16 protein-coding genes are annotated in these 18764 nt (G+C 67.0%); 9 read left to right on the top strand and 7 right to left on the bottom strand.

Annotation, left to right across the window (positions count from 1 at the left end; genetic code table 11):
* Positions 1–45: 45 nt before the first annotated feature.
* Positions 46–1419, bottom strand: coding sequence for an NAD-dependent succinate-semialdehyde dehydrogenase (locus VH88_RS03305; protein WP_045809985.1), 1374 nt, complete (start codon positions 1417–1419; stop codon positions 46–48).
* A 93-nt stretch (positions 1420–1512) separates the two neighbouring features.
* Positions 1513–2412 (bottom strand): hydrogen peroxide-inducible genes activator, encoded by a 900-nt coding sequence (locus VH88_RS03300; RefSeq protein ID WP_039243847.1) that lies wholly within the window; start codon positions 2410–2412, stop codon positions 1513–1515.
* A gap of 145 nt (positions 2413–2557) precedes the next feature.
* Here VH88_RS03300 and katG point away from each other — a divergent pair, with 145 nt between their 5' ends.
* A complete protein-coding gene (gene katG, locus VH88_RS03295) occupies positions 2558–4828 on the top strand; it encodes a catalase/peroxidase HPI (protein ID WP_045809984.1) in 2271 nt (756 codons plus the stop codon).
* Positions 4829–4897: 69 nt separating this feature from the next.
* Here katG and VH88_RS03290 read toward each other — a convergent pair whose 3' ends face one another.
* Both VH88_RS03290 and VH88_RS03285 read right to left on the bottom strand, forming a co-directional pair.
* Positions 4898–5671, bottom strand: a complete 774-nt coding sequence (locus VH88_RS03290; protein ID WP_045809983.1) for a glutaminyl-peptide cyclotransferase — start codon at positions 5669–5671, stop codon at positions 4898–4900.
* Between the two features lie 5 nt (positions 5672–5676).
* On the bottom strand, positions 5677–6504 hold the full coding sequence (locus tag VH88_RS03285) for a TerC family protein (RefSeq protein WP_045809982.1): 828 nt from the start codon (positions 6502–6504) through the stop codon (positions 5677–5679).
* Positions 6505–6850: 346 nt separating this feature from the next.
* On the opposite strand from VH88_RS03285, the gene VH88_RS03280 reads away from it, so the two are divergent.
* The 7 genes from VH88_RS03280 to VH88_RS03250 all read left to right on the top strand — a co-directional run bounded on the left by VH88_RS03280 (position 6851) and on the right by VH88_RS03250 (position 13860).
* Positions 6851–7405 carry a F0F1 ATP synthase subunit delta gene (locus VH88_RS03280; protein ID WP_045809981.1) on the top strand — a complete coding sequence of 185 codons (555 nt, stop codon included), beginning with the start codon at positions 6851–6853 and terminating at the stop codon, positions 7403–7405.
* A 107-nt stretch (positions 7406–7512) separates the two neighbouring features.
* On the top strand, positions 7513–9045 hold the full coding sequence (gene atpA / locus VH88_RS03275; RefSeq protein ID WP_017506807.1) for a F0F1 ATP synthase subunit alpha: 1533 nt from the start codon (positions 7513–7515) through the stop codon (positions 9043–9045).
* A gap of 32 nt (positions 9046–9077) precedes the next feature.
* Positions 9078–9956 (top strand): F0F1 ATP synthase subunit gamma, encoded by an 879-nt coding sequence (locus VH88_RS03270; protein WP_045809980.1) that lies wholly within the window; start codon positions 9078–9080, stop codon positions 9954–9956.
* 37 nt (positions 9957–9993) lie between these two features.
* Positions 9994–11529, top strand: coding sequence for a F0F1 ATP synthase subunit beta (gene atpD / locus VH88_RS03265; RefSeq protein WP_045809979.1), 1536 nt, complete (start codon positions 9994–9996; stop codon positions 11527–11529).
* A 2-nt stretch (positions 11530–11531) separates the two neighbouring features.
* Positions 11532–11801 carry an ATP synthase F1 subunit epsilon gene (locus tag VH88_RS03260; RefSeq protein WP_039243854.1) on the top strand — a complete coding sequence of 90 codons (270 nt, stop codon included), beginning with the start codon at positions 11532–11534 and terminating at the stop codon, positions 11799–11801.
* A gap of 76 nt (positions 11802–11877) precedes the next feature.
* Positions 11878–12681, top strand: a complete 804-nt coding sequence (locus tag VH88_RS03255) for a hypothetical protein (protein ID WP_156146734.1) — start codon at positions 11878–11880, stop codon at positions 12679–12681.
* 45 nt (positions 12682–12726) lie between these two features.
* Positions 12727–13860 (top strand): serine hydrolase domain-containing protein, encoded by a 1134-nt coding sequence (locus VH88_RS03250; RefSeq protein WP_045809977.1) that lies wholly within the window; start codon positions 12727–12729, stop codon positions 13858–13860.
* Here the strand turns inward: VH88_RS03250 and VH88_RS03245 are convergent.
* The 3 genes from VH88_RS03245 to VH88_RS03235 form a co-directional block, all read right to left on the bottom strand.
* Positions 13845–15266 (bottom strand): MFS transporter, encoded by a 1422-nt coding sequence (locus VH88_RS03245; protein WP_045809976.1) that lies wholly within the window; start codon positions 15264–15266, stop codon positions 13845–13847. The two genes, VH88_RS03250 and VH88_RS03245, sit on opposite strands and share 16 nt — an antisense overlap.
* Positions 15267–15383: 117 nt before the next feature.
* Positions 15384–16310, bottom strand: coding sequence for an EamA family transporter RarD (gene rarD, locus VH88_RS03240; protein ID WP_045809975.1), 927 nt, complete (start codon positions 16308–16310; stop codon positions 15384–15386).
* Positions 16311–16454: 144 nt separating this feature from the next.
* Positions 16455–17501, bottom strand: coding sequence for an aspartate-semialdehyde dehydrogenase (locus VH88_RS03235; RefSeq protein ID WP_045809974.1), 1047 nt, complete (start codon positions 17499–17501; stop codon positions 16455–16457).
* Between the two features lie 142 nt (positions 17502–17643).
* On the opposite strand from VH88_RS03235, the gene zapE reads away from it, so the two are divergent.
* Positions 17644–18735: a cell division protein ZapE gene (gene zapE, locus VH88_RS03230; RefSeq protein WP_045809973.1), complete on the top strand. Its 1092-nt coding sequence runs from the start codon at positions 17644–17646 to the stop codon at positions 18733–18735.
* The last annotated feature ends 29 nt before the right edge of the window (positions 18736–18764 follow it).

The raw sequence follows: 18764 nt of genomic DNA, 5'->3' as shown, positions 1-18764 counted from the left end.
GCGGAGCGATCCGCCGGCCCTTTTCCGTTTGCCGAAAGGCGGTGGTCAGTCGGCGCTGACGACCACCAGCTTGCGGTTCACGAACTCCTTGATGCCGACATCGCCCAGCTCGCGGCCGAAGCCCGAGCGTTTGACGCCGCCGAAGGGCAGTTCGGGCATGGAGGTCGTGGTGGTGTTGATGAAGACCATGCCGGTCTCGATGCGCGAGGCCAGTTTGCGGGCGCGGTCGGTGTCGCCCGAGAAGATCGAGCCGCCCAGGCCGAAGTGGGAATCGTTGGCCAGGGCCACGACCGCATCGTCGTCCTCGACCACGAAGACCTGGGCCACCGGGCCGAAGAACTCCTGGTAGAAGGCCGGGTTGTCGCGCGCGACGTCGGTCAGGACCGTCGGCTCGTAGAAGAAGCCGGTGCGGTCGGCGGGCTTGCCGCCGGTCACCGCCTTGGCGCCGTGCTGGATCGCCTCCTCCACCTGTTTGGTCAGGGTCTTCAGCGCATCCTCGGACGACAGCGGACCCAGGTCGGTGGCCTCGTCCAGCGGGTCGCCCATGACGGCGGTCTTCATGCCCTCGACGAAGCCGGTGATGAAGGCGTCGGAGACCGACTTCTGGACGATGAAGCGTTTGGAGCCGGTGCAGACCTGTCCGGCGTTAGAGAGGCGGCCTTCGACGCCCGCCGCGACCGCCTTTTCGATGTCGGCGTCGTCCAGCACCACGAAGACATCGCTGCCGCCCAGTTCCAGCGTGGACTTCTTCAGCATTTCCGAGGCGCGGGCCGAGACCTTGGCGCCGGCGCCCTCGGAACCCGTCAGGGCCACGCCCTGGATGCGGTCGTCGCCGATCAGTTCCGCGACCTTGTCCGAGGAAATGTAGAGGTTGGCGACAAAGCCTTCAGGGGCGCCGGCCTCGCGCACCAGTTCGGCGAACCGGGCGGCGCAGCGGGGCACGATGCCCGCGTGCTTGTAGAGCACGGGATTACCGACCGCGATGGCGGGGGCGACGACGCGGATCAGCTGGTAGATCGGGAAGTTCCACGGCTCGACCGCCAGCAGCACCCCGATCGGATGAAACTCGACCCAGGCCTCGCCCAGTTCGCTGTCGATCTTTTCGGGCTTGAGGAAATCGGCGGCCTTCTCGGCATAGTAGGCGGCGATGCCGGCGCACAGATCGATCTCGCCCTGCCCCTGAGCCAGGGGCTTGCCCATCTCCTCGGCCATTGTGCGGGCCAGGTCGTCGCGGTTTTCGGTCAGAAGGCCCGACAGGGATTTCAGCACGGCGAGGCGCGGCTGAATGTCGCCCTTGGACCAATCGGAGTGGAACAGGCTGTCAGCCTTGGCCAAGGCGGCCTCGACGGCGTCGTCGGTGTGTTCCGGATAGTCCTCGACCAGTTTTTCGGTGAAGGGATTGAGGGTGCGATAGGCCATGGGGCGTCCTGAAGCTTCGGTCGAACGCCCGGGGCGGCGCTGATCCGTTGTCAGGAATGCAAACGCCTGCTGGGCGGCGCGGTTCAGTCCAGTTCAATCCAGCTTCAGGGCCTCAGCCAGCAGCCGGGCCTCGGCGGCGCGGCTGGAGCCGGCGCGCCAGGCGACGACGATCTCGCGGTGGGGCGGGGCGCCGTCGGCCTGGTTCTCGAAGGCGCGAATGGCGACGGAGGGGGTGTCGGCCAGACCGGCCTGCACCGCCATCTTCGGCAGGAAGGAGACGCCGAGGCCCGAGCCGACCATCTGAACCAGGGTATGCAGGCTGGTGGCCGCAAAGACGTCGTCGCCGCGCGGGGCCTCGATGTCCAGCGCCGCCAGAGCGTGGTCGCGCAGGCAATGGCCGTCCTCCAGCAGGATCAGATCCTCGGCCCGCAGCGAGCCGGGACGGATGGGGCCGGGCGCGGCCAGGGCATGGTCGGCGGGGGCGGCGGCCATGATCTCGTCATCGCCGATGCGAGCGTGGGCGATGCCCGGCGCATCATAGGGCAGGGCGATGACGGCCGCGTCGATCTGACCCGCCTTCAGCGCCGCGATCAGCCGGGGCGTCAGATCCTCGCGGATAAACAGCTTCAGGCTGGGGTAGGCGGCCTTCACCGACGGTAGCTTGGCGGGCAGCAGGAAGGGGGCGACAGTGGGGATGACGCCCAGGCGAAATCGGCCGGACAGCAGGCGCCCGGCGTTCTTGGCCGCCTCGACCAGATCCTCGGTGCGGGCCAGGACGTCCTCGGCGCGGCGAACGGCCTCCGCTCCGACGGCGGTCATGATCACGGCGCCGCGCGCGCGTTCGACCACCGGCGCGCCCAGGATGCGCTCAAGCTCCTGCACCCCGGCGCTGAGGGCGGGCTGGCTGACGTGGGCGGCCTCGGCGGCGCGCGAGAAGCTGCCGTGTTCGGCCAGGAGCTTGAGATACTGGAGCTGACGCAGGGTGGGGAGCATGGGAGAGAAATAGGCCTGTCCTATGCTGACGCCAAGGATAATCGATTGGCTTTATCCGTTTGACCCGTGTCGTATGACCCCATCATCTACAGGGCGATGAAAAATCGCTCGCCGTCGTGCGCCAGAGCAGCAGGGAGAAAACACTATGACCGACGAAGCCAAATGCCCCTTTTCCGGCCGGACGCCCCGATCGGTCGCAGGCGGCGGCGTTCAGAACCGTGATTGGTGGGCCAACCAGCTGCGGGTCGATCTGCTGAACCAGCATTCGGCCAAGTCCGATCCGCTCGGCGAGTCGTTCGACTACCGCGAGGCCTTCTCCAAGCTGGACTATGAGGCGCTGAAGGCGGATCTGCGCGCGCTGATGACAGACTCCAAGGATTGGTGGCCGGCGGACTTCGGCCATTACGGCCCGCAGTTCATCCGCATGGCCTGGCACAGCGCCGGCACCTATCGCGTCGGCGACGGTCGGGGCGGCGGCGGGCGGGGCCAGCAGCGGTTCGCGCCGCTGAACTCCTGGCCCGACAACGTCAATATCGACAAGTCGCGCCGCCTGCTTTGGCCGATCAAGCAGAAATACGGCCAGGCCATCTCATGGGCCGACCTGATGATCCTGACCGGGAACGTCGCGCTGGAGACGATGGGTTTCCGCACCTTCGGCTTCTCCGGCGGCCGCGCCGACACTTGGGAGCCGGATCAGGACGTCTACTGGGGTCGCGAGACGACCTGGCTGGGCGGCGACGAACGCTATGCCCACGGCTCGGACGGGGTGGTGAAGCCGGGCGACGAGGCTGTGCTGGTTTCGGACGATGACGCCGACGGCGACGAGCATACGCGCGATCTGGAGAACCCGCTGGCGGCCGTGCAGATGGGCCTGATCTACGTCAACCCCGAGGGCCCGGACGGCAATCCCGATCCGATCGCGGCGGCGCGCGACATTCGCGACACCTTCGCCCGGATGGCGATGAACGACGAGGAGACGGTCGCCCTGATCGCGGGCGGCCACACCTTCGGCAAGACGCACGGCGCGGGCCCGGCCGACCACGTCGGCGCAGAGCCGGAAGGCGACGGCCTGGAGGCGCAGGGCTTGGGCTGGACCTCCAGCTTCGGCACGGGGCACGGCGCCGACGCCATCACCAGCGGCCTGGAAGTCACCTGGACCCAGACGCCGGCCCAGTGGAGCAACTTCTATTTCGAAAACCTGTTCGGCTTCGAATGGGAGCTGGAGAAGTCCCCGGCGGGCGCGCATCAGTGGGTGGCCAAGGATGCGGGTGAGATCATCCCCGACGCCCACGATCCGGCCAAGAAGAAGCGGCCGACGATGCTGACGACCGACCTGTCGATGCGGTTCGACCCGGAATATGAGAAGATCTCGCGCCGGTTCCTGAATGATCCGGAAGCGTTCGCCGACGCCTTTGCGCGGGCCTGGTTCAAGCTGACGCACCGCGATCTGGGGCCGCGTTCGCGCTACATCGGGCCGGAAGTCCCGAGCGAAGTTCTGTTGTGGCAGGATCCGGTGCCGGAGGTCGATCACCCGCTGATCGACGCGACGGACGCGGCGGCTCTGAAGGCCAAGGTGCTGGACTCGGGGCTGAGCACCGCCGAACTGGTCGGCACGGCCTGGGCCTCGGCCTCGACCTTCCGCGGCGGGGACAAGCGGGGCGGGGCCAACGGCGCCCGCATCCGTTTGGCGCCGCAGAAGGATTGGGCCGTCAATCAGCCCGAACAGCTGGACCGGGTGTTGAAGACGCTGGAGCGCATCCAGACCGAGTTTAATCAGGCGCAGACGGGCGGCAAGAAGGTCTCCCTGGCCGACCTGATCGTGCTGGCCGGCAATGCGGGCGTCGAGCAGGCGGCCAAGGCGGCGGGCCACGACGCCAGCGTGCCGTTCACGCCCGGCCGGACGGACGCCAGCCAGGCGGACACGGATGTCGAGTCCTTCGGCTATCTGGAACCGGTCGCCGACGGCTTCCGCAACTTCCAGAAGGCCCGCTATGCGGTGCCGGCCGAGTCGCTGCTGATCGATCAGGCGCAGCGGCTGACGCTGACGGCGCCGGAGATGACGGTGCTGATCGGCGGCCTGCGGGCGATCAACATCAATACGGGCGGCGCGACGCACGGCGTGCTGACCGAGCGGCCGGGCGCGCTGTCCAACGATGTCTTCGTCAATCTGCTGGACATGGACGTGAAGTGGGCGGCGACCTCGGACGCCAAGGACGTGTTCGAAGGCCGCGACCGCAAGACGGGCGAAGCCAAGTGGACCGGCACGCGCGTCGATCTGGTGTTCGGCTCCAACGCCGTGCTGCGCGCGCTGGCCGAGGTCTATGCCGGGGCCGACGCCGAAGGGAAGTTCGTCTCGGACTTCGTGGCGGCCTGGACCAAGGTGATGGAGCTGGACCGGTTCGACCTGCACGGCTGAGCAGCGGCAGAGGCGGAAAAGGAAGAGGGCCGGGCGCTGTCGCAGCGTCCGGCCTTTTCTTCGTTCGGATCAACGCAGCCTGATCTCGAACAGCTGCGGCCAGCGTTTGCCGGTGACGAACAGGCGTTTGCCCGCCGCGTCCCAGGCGATGCCGTTCAGGACGTCGTCGTTGGGGTCGAGGTTCGCGCCCTTGGGGACCACGGCGGTCAGATCGATGAAGGCCTTGACCACGCCGGTCTCGGGATCGATGCGCGCGATGCGGTTGTCCTGCCAGATATTGGCGAAGACCTCGCCGTCGATCCATTCCAGCTCGTTGAGCCGATCCAGCGGCCGGCCGTCGGCGGTGACGGAGACGCGGCCGGTCTCGGCCAGGGTTTCGGGGTCCAGAAAGCGCAGCTGATCGGTGCCGTCGCTCATGATCAGGCGGCGGCCGTCGGTGGTCAGGGCCCAGCCCTCGCCCGGATAGGAGAAGCCGCCCAAGGGCGAGAAGTCGTCGAGCTTCCAGATGAAGCCGATGTGGTTCCGCCAGGTCAGGCTGTAGAGTTTGCCGTTCAGCGTGGTCATGCCCTCGCCGAAATAGATGGTCGGCAGGTCGCGCTGACGCTCCACGCGTCCGGTCTCCAGATCGACCTTGCGGATGAAGGACGGATAAAGGCCCGTGCTCTCGTAAAGGCCGCCGTCGTGGAAGAAGAGGCCCTCGGTAAAGGCCCCTGTGTCGTGCGGATAGGCCCGCACGACCTCGTAGGACTGGACCGGGACTTCGGCCCTGACCGGCAGGGCGACGCCTGTCGTCAGCAGCAGGCCGGCGACGAAGCCGGCGAGCCGGGACGACAGGCGCATCATGAGGCTCAGCCCCGCTCTGCGGCGGCTTCGGCCTCTGCCTTTTGGGCGCGGGCCTCGGCGGCGTTCGCCTCGCTGCGGGCGAGTTCGGCCTTTTCCTTCTTGGATGCGGATTTGCGACCCAGCATGTTCAACGCCTCAACACCGGCCGAGAAGGCCATGGCCGCATAGATGTAGCCCTTGGGCACATGATAGCCGAAGCCGTCGGCGATCAACACCATGCCGATCATCAGCAGGAAGCCGAGCGCCAGCATGACGACGCTGGGGTTCTTGTTGATGAAGTTGGCCAAGGGGTCGGCGGCCAGCAGCATGACGGTCACGGCGACCAGAACGGCGACGACCATGATCGGCAGATGCTCGGTCATGCCGACGGCGGTCAGGATCGAGTCGATCGAGAAGACGATGTCCAACAGGATGATCTGGACGATGGCCGCGCCGGCGTTGGCGATGACCACGTCCTTTTTGTCCATGACATCGTGGCTAGGCGTGGGATCGACCGTGTGGTGGATCTCCTTGGTCGCCTTCCAGACCAGGAACAGACCACCCGCGATCAGGATCAGGTCCTTCCAGGAGAACTCATTGCCCATGACGGTGAAGACCGGCTGCACCAGGCCGACTAGCCAGGCGATGATCGACAGCAGGGCCAGACGCATGACCAGCGCCAGGCCGATACCGATGCGCCGCACCTTCTGGCGCTGATGCTCGGGCAGTTTGTTCGACAGGATCGAGATGAAGATCAGGTTGTCGATGCCGAGCACGACTTCCATCACGACGAGGGTCACCAATGCGGCCCAGGCGGCCGGATCGGAGAGCAGGGGGGTTATGCTGTCGAGCATCGGGGTTCCAGATGGTGGATAAAGCTTGAGCGGAAATCGCTAGGGCCGACGCGGGTTCCGATCAAGCGATGGGGGTGCGGCGTCATGGTCGCACCCCCCTTTGGCGCAGTCGCCCTTCCCACGCTGTGTGGAAGGAAACAGCGGCGCGCTCTCGCCCTGCGGCATCGGCGCGCCTTCACGCAATGTTGCGAGCGGCGAAACCCCGTGCTATCAGGCGCCCGGCTTGAAGGGGGCGTATTCACGGATACGGCCTCCGTCGTGCTTTCCGTAAGCATTTCAAGCTTTTGACCGTTGCGAGCCTCGCAGTCGGTTGCGACCCTGACACAACGACCTCGGACCCTAATCAGTGGCTGATGATTTCAGAACGACGGAAGTCGGCGATCGCTACGCACAGGCGCTGTTCGACCTGGCGCTGGAAACCGGCCGCCTGGACGCCGTCCGCGCCGACCTGAAGTCGCTGAAGGCGGCCTGGACCGAAAGCGCCGACCTGCGTCGCCTGGCCACATCGCCCGTCATCGCCGCGCCCGATCAGGCCAAGGGTCTGGTCGCCATCGCCGCCAAGGCCAAGTTCGAGCAGACCACGACCAACTTCCTGGGCCTGCTGGCGCAGAACGGCCGCGCCAAGGACCTGCCGGCCGTGATCGCCGGGTTCGAGGCCCGCTATGCCAAACACGCCGGCGTCGTCGCCGCCGAGGTCATCTCGGCCCAGCCGCTGGACGCCAAACAGGTCGCCGCCATCACCTCCGCCCTGTCCAAGAGCCTGGGCAAGGCGCCGGAACTGACCGCACGCGTCGATCCGTCGATCCTGGGCGGCCTGAAGGTCAAGGTGGGCTCGAAACTGTGCGACGCCTCGCTGAAGACCAAGCTCGACCAGATGAAGTTCGCCCTGAAACGAGCCTAGACGCGTTTCAGACACCAAAAATGTTGCGCGCCTAAACGCGCTCCCGCCACCCAGAATGCGCGCCTGAACGGCGCACCCGCAGAAGACTGAAGAACAGAGAGCCCGTCATGGACATCCGCGCCGCTGAAATCTCGGCCATCCTCAAGTCGCAGATCGCCAACTTCGGCGTCGAAGCCGATGTCTCCGACGTCGGCAGCGTGCTGTCGGTCGGCGACGGCATCGCCCGCATCCACGGTCTGGACAATGTCCAGGCCGGCGAAATGGTCGAGTTCACCAAGGCCGGCGTGAAGGGCATGGCCCTGAACCTGGAACGCGACAACGTCGGCGCCGTGATCTTCGGCGCCGACGCCGCCATCGCCGAGGGCGACGACGTACGCCGCCTGGGCGAGATCGTGGACGTGCCGGTCGGCCGTGGCCTGCTGGGCCGCGTCGTCAACCCGCTGGGCGAGCCGATCGACGGCAAGGGCCCAATCGAGTTCACCGAGCGCCGCCGCGTGGACGTCAAGGCGCCCGGCATCATCCCGCGCAAGTCGGTCCATGAGCCGATGCAGACCGGCCTGAAGGCCATCGACACCCTGATCCCCGTCGGCCGCGGCCAGCGCGAGCTGATCATCGGCGACCGTCAGGTCGGCAAGACCGCCGTCGCCATCGACACCATCCTGAACCAGAAGAGCGTCAACAAGACCGACGACGAGAGCGCCAAGCTCTACTGCATCTACGTCGCCATCGGCCAGAAGCGTTCGACGGTCGCCCAGATCGTGAAGACCCTCGAAGAGTCCGGCGCGCTGGAATACACGATCGTCGTGGCCTGCACCGCCTCGGAGCCCGCCCCGCTGCAGTTCCTGGCCCCGTTCGCCGGCACCGCCATGGGCGAGTTCTTCCGCGACAACGGCATGCACGCCCTGATCGTCTATGACGACCTGTCCAAGCAGGCCGTCGCCTATCGCCAGATGTCGCTGCTGCTGCGCCGTCCGCCCGGCCGTGAAGCCTATCCGGGCGACGTCTTCTACCTGCACAGCCGCCTGCTGGAGCGCTCGGCCAAGCTGAACGAGGATTACGGTTCGGGCTCGATGACCGCCCTGCCGATCATCGAAACCCAAGCCAACGACGTTTCGGCCTATATCCCGACCAACGTGATCTCGATCACCGACGGCCAGATCTTCCTGGAATCGGACCTGTTCTATCAGGGCATCCGTCCGGCCGTGAACGTCGGCATCTCGGTCTCGCGCGTCGGCTCCTCGGCCCAGACCAAGGCGATGAAGAAGGTCGCCGGTTCGATCAAGGGCGAGCTGGCCCAGTATCGCGAAATGGCCGCCTTCGCCAAGTTCGGCTCGGACCTGGACGCCTCGACCCAGAAGCTGCTGGCGCGCGGCGCCCGTCTGACGGAACTGCTGAAGCAGCCGCAGTATTCGCCGCTGGCGATGGAAGAGCAGGTCGTCTCGGTCTACGCCGGCACGCGCGGCTATATCGACGGTATCGCGGTCGGCGACGTCGGCCGTTTCGAGAAGGAGCTGCTGGCGCGCATCCATGCGAACCACGCGTCGCTGCTGGAAGGCATCCGCACCAAGAAGGACCTGACCTCGGACCTCGAAGCCGAGCTGAAGGACATCCTGGCCGCCTTCGTCAAGACCTTCGCCTGAGCCCCTCCGGACAGCTGAGAGAGTAGCGCCGGATGGCCAGCCTTAAGGAAATGCGCAATCGGATCGGAAGCGTGAAAGCCACGCAGAAGATCACGAAAGCCATGCAGATGGTCGCCGCGGCCAAGCTGAAGCGCGCCCAGGATCAGGCCGAGAGCGCCCGGCCCTATGCGCAGAAGATGGCCTCGGTCATCGCCAATCTGGCCGCCGGCGTCTCGGGCGCCGACGCGCCCAAGATGCTGTCGGGCACGGGCCAGGACCAGCGTCACCTGATCGTCGTGGCGACAGCGGACAAGGGTCTGGCGGGCGGTTTCTCGACCAACGTCATCCGCGCCGCGCGCGAGCGGATCAACAGCCTGATCAACGCCGGCAAGGATGTGAAGATCATCGCCGTCGGCAAGAAGTCGCGCGATCAGCTGGCGCGTCTGTACGGCGACAAGGTGGTTCACACTTTCGAACTGTCGGACCACAAGACGATCGGCCTGCCGTCGGCCCAGCCGGTCGCCGAAATGATCGCCACGGCGTTCGAAGAGGGGCAGGCCGATGTGGTCACCCTGTTCTACAGCCAGTTCAAGTCGGTGATCCAACAGGTCCCGACGGCCAAGCAGCTCATCCCGGCCGTGGTCGAGGGAGATGCGGCGCCGATCGACCTGAACGGCGCGGTCTATGAGTACGAGCCCTCGGAAGAGGAAATCCTGGAAACCCTGTTGCCGCGCGCGCTGACGACCCAGATCCTGGCCGCGCTGTACGAGAACCAGGCCGGCTTCTTCGGTTCGCAGATGGCGGCGATGGACAACGCGACGCGAAACGCGGGCGACCTCATCAACGCCCTGACGCTGCAGTACAACCGCAAGCGCCAAGCCCAGATCACCACCGAGCTGATCGAGATCATCGCCGGCGCCGAAGCCCTCTGATCCCGACCGAACAGACATTCCGATACGGACCCTGACCATGACCGACACCGTCGCCGCCAAGAAACCCGCAGCCCGCAAGCCCGCCGCCAAGAAGGCCGCTCCGGACGCCGCTCCCGTCAACGCCGCCGGCACCGGCAAGATCGCCCAGGTCATCGGCGCCGTCGTGGACGTCGAGTTCGACGGCCACCTGCCGGCGATCCTGAACGCCCTGCACACCCAGAACGTCGACCAGAAGACGGGCGAGCCCTTCACCCTGGTTCTGGAAGTCGCCCAGCACCTGGGTGAGAACATGGTCCGCGCCATCTCGATGGACACGACCGAAGGCCTGACGCGCGGCCAGCCCGTGACAGACACCGGCTCGTCGATCCAGGCGCCGGTCGGCCCGGGCACCCTGGGCCGCATCATGAACGTCGTCGGCCAGCCGATCGACGAAGCCGGCCCGATCGCCACCACCGAATACCGCCCGATCCACAAGGAAGCGCCCAGCTTCGAAGAGCAGTCGACCTCTTCTGAAATCCTGGTCACGGGCATCAAGGTCATCGACCTGATGTGCCCCTACACCAAGGGCGGCAAGATCGGCCTGTTCGGCGGCGCCGGCGTGGGCAAGACCGTGACCATGCAGGAGCTGATCAACAACATCGCCAAGGCGTACGGCGGTTATTCGGTTCTGGCCGGCGTGGGCGAGCGCACCCGCGAAGGCAACGACCTGTATCACGAGATGATCGAGTCCAACGTGAACGTGGACCCGTCCAAGAACGGCGGCTCGACCGAGGGCTCCAAGTGCGCCCTGGTCTACGGCCAGATGAACGAGCCCCCCGGCGCCCGCGCCCGCGTCGCCCTAACCGGCCTGTCGATCGCGGAATACTTCCGTGACGAAGAAGGCAAGGACGTGCTGCTGTTCGTCGACAACATCTTCCGCTTCACGCAAGCCGGTTCGGAAGTGTCGGCTCTGCTGGGCCGCATCCCCTCGGCCGTGGGCTATCAGCCGACGCTGGCCACCGAGATGGGCAACCTGCAAGAGCGCATCACCTCGACCAAGAAGGGTTCGATCACGTCGGTCCAGGCCATCTACGTGCCCGCCGACGACCTGACCGACCCGGCGCCCGCCGCCTCGTTCGCCCACTTGGACGCCACGACCGTTCTGTCGCGTGACATCGCCGCCCAGGCCATCTTCCCGGCCGTCGATCCGCTGGACTCGACCTCGCGGATCATGGACCCGCTGGTCATCGGCGACGAACACTACAACGTCGCCCGTTCGGTTCAGGAAGTGCTGCAGCAGTACAAGGGCCTGAAGGACATCATCGCCATCCTGGGCATGGACGAGCTGTCGGAAGAGGACAAGCTGGTCGTCTCGCGCGCCCGCAAGATCCAGCGCTTCCTGTCGCAGCCCTTCTTCGTGGCCGAACAGTTCACCAACTCGCCCGGCAAGTTCGTCGAGCTGGCCGACACGATCCGCTCGTTCAAGGGCATCGTCGCCGGTGAATACGACCACCTGCCGGAAGCCGCCTTCTACATGGTCGGCTCCATCGAAGAGGCCGTCGCCAAGGCCGAGAAGATGGCGTCGGAAGCCTGATCATGGCCGGCAAGCTGAACTTCTCCCTCGTCTCGCCGGAACGCGAGGTCTTCTCGGGCCTCGTGGACCAGGTCGATGCACCGGGCGTCGAGGGCGACTTCGGCGTTCTGCCGGATCATGCGCCCTTCATGACCGCCCTGCGCGAGGGTCTGGTGACCGTCTATAACAACGGCTCAAAGACCCAGTACGACGTCCACGGCGGCTTCGCCGACGTCAACGGCGAAGGTCTGACCATCCTGGCCGAACAGGCCACCGAGGTCGTCGCGGCCTGATCCTAATTATTTCAGTTGACGCAAACGACCCCGCCGTGATCGCGTCGGGGTCGTTTTCATTTCAGCATTGGCGATCATGAAGCGCGTCCTGACACTCATCGCCATTCCGGTGCTGCTCGGCGCCACGTCCGGCTGCGCGGCCCTGGACGAGCCGAATCTGGACGCCAATGGGTGCCGGCCGGCCATGGCGATCTATCAACCGCCGGTGCGTATGGGCGGCGCAGGCCAGGTGATCAATATTCCAGCGTCCTGTCCCTCCGACTCGATGTTGCAGGCACGGATCGCGCGGGCCGACGCCCAGATCGTCACGGGGCAGACGCCGGTCAGCGCGCCCGCTGCGGCCGCAGCCGCAGCCCGGCCCGCGCCGCCGCGTCCGGTCGAGCCTGTCGCCGCCATTCTGAACGGCGTCGACGCGTTCTGCGGCTGGTTCCTGGGCGATAAGCCCTATTCGCTGGAGGGCCTGCATCAGGCGGCCTTCGACGCCGGCTACGGTCGCGGAGCGCCTGTGCAGATGATCCCGCTGCCGGAAATGCGCGAAGCGCTGTCCTACAGCACGATGGGTTTCACCGCCGTCATCGCCAATCCGCCCAGCGACGGGCACGGCATGGCCGCCTTCGTGACTTTCCATGACCCGGCGTGTCAGGTGCTGGTTTATGGCTATGCCGAGGCGGCGCAAATCGCGCTGACGCGACTGGAGAACGAAGGGTGGCGCAAGGAGGGCGGGCCGATCTCCCTGCCGGAGATGACGGCGCAACGTTATCGCGGCCACGGCATGACCCTGACGGCGCACCGCCCAAGCGCGCCGACGGAGGGCGCACGGCTTGAGCTGATCCTGAACCTGACGCCCGGCGAAACCTCCACGCGGGGACTGCTGGATTAGGCGCGGTCGGCTGACAGATCGACGGCGGACGGCTAAGACCGGTCCATGACCGATCTCATCGACATCCACGGCGTCTGCGCACCCGGTTTTGAGGCCGTGCGCGAGACGTTCGCCGCCAACTTCGCCGACGCGCCCGAGGGGCTGAACGAGCAGGCGGCGCGGTTCAGCGTGCTGGTCGAGGGCGAAACGGTCGTCGATCTGTGGGCGGGCCATGCGGATACGGCCAGGACGACGCCGTTCACCGAAACGACCCTGACCTCGGTGTTTTCGACCGGCAAGGCGGTGATGGCCATCCTGATGGCGAGCGCGGTCGAGGCCGGGCAGATCGACTATGACCAGCCGGTCGCCTCGCTGTGGCCTGAGTTCGGCGCGGCGGGCAAGGCGGACGTCACCGTGGCCCAGCTGATGAGCCACCAATCGGGACTGCCGGGCTTCTCCGAGGCAGTCGATCCGACCATCTGGTTCGATGTGTCTGCGGTTCTGGCGCGTCTGGCGGCCCAGGCGCCGATGTGGGCGCCGGGTTCAGCCTCGGGCTATCACCCGATCACCGTCGGCTATCTGGCCAATGAGGTCTATCGCCGGGCGACCGGGAGGACGATGGGCCAGGCGCTGCGCCAGGACTTCGCGGGGCTGGACTTGTGGATCGGCCTGCCGGAAAGCGAGCATGGACGGGTGGCGCAGATGCGCAAGCCCACGGCGGCGCCCAGCCTGGGGAGCATCGATCCGATCAAACAGGCGGCCTTCCTGGATCGCGGCTCGGCGCCGGGCGGGCGCGGTTCGGCGGCTTGGCGCGAGATGGAGATCCCGTCGGCCAATCTGCACGGCACGGCTTTGGGCCTGGCGAAGATGCTGGGCGTGGTCGCCAATGGCGGCGCGCTGGACGGCCGGTCGGTGCTGTCGGCGGGAACGGTGGATCAGCTGACGCGCGAGCGCATCTATGGGCCGGACAAGGTGCTGCCCTATACGATCAGCTGGGCGGCGGGGCTGATGCGCAATGACGGGCTGAAGGTGTTCGGGCCGAACGAAGCCTTCGGCCATTATGGCTGGGGCGGGTCGATGGCCATGGCGGATCCGTCGCGGAAGCTGTCGGCGGCCTATGTGATGACGCGCCAGTCGCCGCACCTGATCGGCGACCCCCGACCCAAACGGTTGCTGGACGCGCTTTACGCCGCCTTCTGAACCGGGCCGGGCGCGGTCAGCAGGCCGATCAGGCCGGCCAAGCCCGCGCAGGCGGCGCATGTCAGGATCACGGCCCGGAACGCCGCATGGAAAGCGTCGCGGGCGACGGGCGTGATCTCGCCGCCCGACATGACCTGGGCCAGCTGGGCGCGCGCGTCAGGCAGGTTGGCGACCCCGGCGAAGACCGCCGACAGCACCAGGCCCAAAAGGGCGACGGCGAGAAGGCTGGCCACGCGCGCCACCGCATTGTTGACGCCCGAGGCCACGCCGGTGTGGCCCGCCTTGACCGCTCCCATGACCGTCGCCGTCAACGGCCCGACCGCCAGGGTCATGCCGATCGCCAGCACCGTCATGCCCGCCAGCGGTCCGTCGACATAGCCGGCGCCCGGCGCTGGCACGGCGAGGAGCGCCAGTCCGATCCCGGCCAGGGCTGGCCCGACGCTGAGCGACAGACGCGCGCCGAACCGATCGGCGACCCGTCCAGCGAGGCCGGAAAACAGGCCCATGACGGCGGCGAAGGGCAGCATGGCGGCGCCGGCCTCGGTCGCGCTCCAGCCGTGAACCCGGATCAGATCGAAGGGCAGGAAGAACATCGCCCCGCCCAGGGCGAAATAGAGCAGCAAGGTCAGCAGATTGATCCCGCTGAACACAGAGGACGAAAACAGGCCCAGCGGCATCATCGGGTGGCTCTGGCGCGCTTCGGCCCAGACGAAGGCGGCCAGCAGCGCGGCGCCCACGGCCAATCCTCCCAGGATCACGGGCGATGCGAACCCCAGATCGGGCGCGGCGGTCAGGGCCCAGGTCAGGGCGCCCAGGCCGGCGACGGCCAGAACCGCGCCCAGACCGTCCAGACCGCGCGCGTCGGGATCGCGGCTCTCGGGCGTCGCGGCCAGCGTCACCACGGCGGTCAGGATCGCCAGCGGGACATTGATCCAGAAGATGGCGCGCCAGTCGGCGGCGTCGGCCAGCCATCCCCCGATCAACGGCCCGACCATGCCGGTCAGGGCGCCGAACCCGGCCCAGGTTCCAAAGGCCTTGCCGCGCTCCTCGGGCGGGAATGTCGCGCCGATCACCGCCAGGGCGCCGGGCGTCAGCAGGGCCGCACCGATTCCCTGGATCGCCCGACCGGCGACCAGAGCCTGGACGGTGGGGGCCAGGGCGCAGCCGATGGAGGCCAGGGCGAAGATCGCGACCCCGATCAGAAAGACCCGCCGGCGGCCGAACCGATCGCCGGCCGCGCCGCCGATCAGAACCAGGGCGCCAAGCGTCAGCAGATAGGCGTTCGACACCCACTGCACCGCCGCCGTGCCGGCCGCCAGATCCCGCTGCACGGCGGGTAGGGCGACGCCCAGGGCCGAGCCGTCGATGAAGGTCAGGCTGGAGCCCAGCACCGTCGCGGCCAGCACCCAGCGTTTGCGCGCCGCCGAAAGCGGGTGGGCCGGTTCGGCGGCGGCATGGACCTGTCCGCCTTCGCAGGGGCCCGGTTGGCGGTCGTCATGGGCTCGCCTCCGTGTGGGCGAAGGCTACGCCGGTTCCGCCGTGGTCTTCAACGCCTCGCGTGCGGCGCGGCTGCGATTGAAGGCGGCCAGGGCGAAGACGCCGGCGCCGGCCCAGATGAAGACGAAGGAGACGATCCGCAGCAGGGTCAGCGGCTCGCCGGTCGCGACGCCGCAGGCGAACTGCAGCGTCGGGGCCAGGAACTGGATGAAGCCGACCGTGGACAGGGGCAGACGCCGCGCCGACCAGGCGAACAGCGCCAGCGGGATTACGGTCGCCGGGCCGTTCACCAGCGCCCAGATCAGACCGGACGGCGAGGCGAACCCGACCGCCTGACCGTGGGTGGTCAACCAGGCCAGGAAGACCGCACCGATGGGCAGCAGCACCAGACATTCCACGAAAAGACCGGTCTGGGCCGAGGCGGGCACGCGCTTACGGATCACCGCATAGGCGCAGAAGGTAACGGCCAGGGTCAGGCCGATGATCGGCACATGCCCGAGGGCGATCGTCTGGATCACGACCCCGATGGCGGCCAGACCGATGGCCAGCGCGCTCCAGCGGTCGATCTTCTCGCGGAACAGCACGGCGCCGGCCGCCATGTTCAGCAGGGGATTGATATAGTAGCCGAGGCTGGCCTCCAGCGTCGCATGATGGGTGGTGGCGAAGACATAGAGGCTCCAGTTCGTGCCGATCAGCAGCGCGGACAGGGCCAGCCAGGCCAGGGTGCGCGGCGTGGCCAGCACCTGTCGAGCCTCGCCCCATTGCCCGGCCAGCAGCAGGACCAGGCCCGCCACGAAGACTGACCAGACCGCCCGGTGCGCCAGGATTTCGGGCGCGCCGAAGCCGTGCGCGGCCATCGCCATGAAGAGCAGAGGCAGCAGCCCCCACAGGGTGTAGCAGGCGATGGCCGTGCCGACGGCGCGGGGGTCGTTGGGAGAGGGGGTGGCGCTCATGGCGCGTATTCCTTTCACCCCCTTGCCGTCATCCTCGGGATTGACCCGAGGATCGGGCGCGGCGGGCGTCTATGCGTCGCTCGTTCGCACCAGCGGCGGAACATCCGGTCCTCGGGGCAAGCCCGAGGATGACGAAAGTAAGGATCAGACCGTGATCGAACGATATCCCGACGACGACTTGATCACGCCCGTCTCGTCCAGAAGCTGGGCGATCTGGACCGCGTTCAGGGCGGCGCCCTTGCGCAGGTTGTCGGACACGACCCACAGGTTCAGGCCGTTCTCGACGGTCGGATCCTTGCGGATGCGGCTGACATAGACGGCGTGTTCGCTGGCGGCGTCGACCGGGGTGATATAGCCGTCGTGCTCCTGCTTATCGATGACCAGGACGCCCGGCGCCTCGCGCAGGATGGCGCGGGCCTCGTCGGGTTCGATGGGGCGGTCGAACTGGACGTTCACGGCCTCGGAGTGACCCACGAAGACCGGCACGCGCACGCAGGTGACGGTGACCTGGATGTCGGGGTCCAGCATCTTGTGCGTCTCGTCCGACATCTTCTTCTCCTCGTCGGTGGAGCCGTCCTCGAGGAAGGAACCGATGTAGGGGATGACGTTGAAGGCGATCTGTTTGGGGAACTTCTTGGGCGTGGCGTCGCCCAGGCCGTAGATGGCCTTGGTCTGGTTCCACAGCTCGTCCATGCCTTCCTTGCCGGTGCCGGACACCGACTGATAGGTCGAGACCACCACCCGCTTGATCTTGGCCGCGTCGTGCAGCGGCTTCAGCGCCGTCACCAGCTGAATGGTCGAGCAGTTGGGGTTGGCGATGATGTTCTTCTTGGTCGCGTCCTTGATGGCGTCCGGGTTCACCTCGGGCACGATCAGCGGCACGTCGGCGTCCTTGCGGAAGGCCGAGGAGTTGTCGATCACGATGGGACCGGCCTTGCCGATCTTCTCGGACCATTCCCTGGACACCGCGCCGCCGGCGGACATCAGGACGATGTCGACCTTGGAGAAGTCGAACTGCTCGATGTCCTGGCATTTGACGGTCTTGTCGCCGAAGGAGACCTCGACGCCCTTGGACTTGCGCGAGGCGATGGCGTGAATTTCATCGACGGGGAATTCCAGCTCCTCGAGGATGTTCAGCATTTCGCGGCCCACATTGCCCGTGGCCCCGACGATGGCGACGCGATAACCCATTTTTTCTCGTCCTTCGGACGCGCTACCGCTCGGCCCACGGGGCCTCGCTGCTTGAGCGCATTGTAGTGATGGCCCTGCAAATAGGCGTTCAGGGCTGCGAAGCAATCGCTTTTCACTGTGCCGGGCTTTAAGCAGTCCTCCTATGACCTCCCGTATCCGCAACGCCTACGACATCCGCGTGGAAGAGGGCGTGCTGACGCCCGATCCGGCGCAGGAGAGCGTGATCACGGCGCTGGAGCGGCTGGAGGTCGATCTGGCCAAACGCGGCCTGTTCGGCAAGGCGCCGGAGGTGCGGGGCGTCTATCTCTACGGCCCGCCCGGACGCGGCAAGTCGATGCTGATGGACCTGTTCTATTCGGCGACGCCCGAGCCGCGAAAGACGCGCGCCCACTTTCACGCCTTCATGGCCCGCATCCACGATCTGGTGAGACAGTGGCGCGAGGGGGATGCGAAGGCTCGCAAGGCCGTGTTCGGCACCCATAAGGGCGACGACCCCATCCCGCCGATCGCCAAGCTGATCGCGTCGGAAGCCCGGCTGCTGTGTTTCGACGAATTGCAGGTCACCGACATCGCCGACGCCATGATCCTGGGCCGGCTGTTCGAAGCCCTGGTCGAGGATCGGGTGGTGCTGGCCATCACCTCGAACCGCGCGCCGGAGGACCTCTACAAGAACGGCATCAATCGTCAGCTTTTCCTGCCCTTCATCGACATCATCCGTAAGCGCTGCGTGGTCGTGGAGACGGCCGGCGCGCGGGACTGGCGGCTGGACCGGATGACCTCGGCCCAGGTCTGGCACACGCCGGACGACCGCGCGGCGTTCGAGGCGTTATGGCGCGAGTTGAAGGGGGGCGAACCGGAGGAGCCGGCGCACCTGAGCGTACTGGGCCGCGATGTGGTGGTGGAGCGCACCGTGGGATCGATGGCGCGAGCGACGTTCGCGGAGTTGTGCGCCCGGCCGCTGGGGCCGCAGGACTATCTGGCCATCGCCCAGCGGTTCCATACCCTGTTCCTGGAGGACGTGCCGATCCTGAGTTCGGCCAACCACCACGAGGCGCGGCGTCTGGTGACCCTGGTGGACGCCCTCTATGAGGCCAAGACCAAGCTGATCGTGCTGGCGGCGGCCAAGCCGGAGGCCCTCTATACCGAAGGGGTGGGGGCCTTCGAGTTCGAGCGCACCGTGTCGCGCTTTAACGAAATGCAGAGCAAGGACTGGCTGGCGCACGTCCGCGACTGACGGCTAGGGTGGGGCTGACCCTCGGAGTG

Source organism: Brevundimonas sp. KM4, assembly GCF_000964075.1.
Taxonomy (GTDB): Bacteria; Pseudomonadota; Alphaproteobacteria; order Caulobacterales; family Caulobacteraceae; genus Brevundimonas; species Brevundimonas huaxiensis.
The sequence above is the reverse complement of the archived record's forward strand: the minus strand, read 5'-3'. Positions and strand labels throughout refer to the sequence as shown.

Excerpts from the sequence above, each read along its gene's own strand:
- VH88_RS03305 (WP_045809985.1), bottom strand. The coding sequence starts at position 1,419 with ATGGCCTATCGCACCCTCAATCCCTTCACCGAAAAACTGGTCGAGGAC.
- VH88_RS03300 (WP_039243847.1), bottom strand. The coding sequence starts at position 2,412 with ATGCTCCCCACCCTGCGTCAGCTCCAGTATCTCAAGCTCCTGGCCGAA.
- katG (WP_045809984.1), top strand. The coding sequence starts at position 2,558 with ATGACCGACGAAGCCAAATGCCCCTTTTCCGGCCGGACGCCCCGATCG.
- VH88_RS03290 (WP_045809983.1), bottom strand. The coding sequence starts at position 5,671 with ATGATGCGCCTGTCGTCCCGGCTCGCCGGCTTCGTCGCCGGCCTGCTG.
- VH88_RS03285 (WP_045809982.1), bottom strand. The coding sequence starts at position 6,504 with ATGCTCGACAGCATAACCCCCCTGCTCTCCGATCCGGCCGCCTGGGCC.
- atpA (WP_017506807.1), top strand. The coding sequence starts at position 7,513 with ATGGACATCCGCGCCGCTGAAATCTCGGCCATCCTCAAGTCGCAGATC.
- VH88_RS03270 (WP_045809980.1), top strand. The coding sequence starts at position 9,078 with ATGGCCAGCCTTAAGGAAATGCGCAATCGGATCGGAAGCGTGAAAGCC.
- atpD (WP_045809979.1), top strand. The coding sequence starts at position 9,994 with ATGACCGACACCGTCGCCGCCAAGAAACCCGCAGCCCGCAAGCCCGCC.
- VH88_RS03260 (WP_039243854.1), top strand. The coding sequence starts at position 11,532 with ATGGCCGGCAAGCTGAACTTCTCCCTCGTCTCGCCGGAACGCGAGGTC.
- VH88_RS03255 (WP_156146734.1), top strand. The coding sequence starts at position 11,878 with ATGAAGCGCGTCCTGACACTCATCGCCATTCCGGTGCTGCTCGGCGCC.
- VH88_RS03250 (WP_045809977.1), top strand. The coding sequence starts at position 12,727 with ATGACCGATCTCATCGACATCCACGGCGTCTGCGCACCCGGTTTTGAG.
- rarD (WP_045809975.1), bottom strand. The coding sequence starts at position 16,310 with ATGAGCGCCACCCCCTCTCCCAACGACCCCCGCGCCGTCGGCACGGCC.
- VH88_RS03235 (WP_045809974.1), bottom strand. The coding sequence starts at position 17,501 with ATGGGTTATCGCGTCGCCATCGTCGGGGCCACGGGCAATGTGGGCCGC.
- zapE (WP_045809973.1), top strand. The coding sequence starts at position 17,644 with ATGACCTCCCGTATCCGCAACGCCTACGACATCCGCGTGGAAGAGGGC.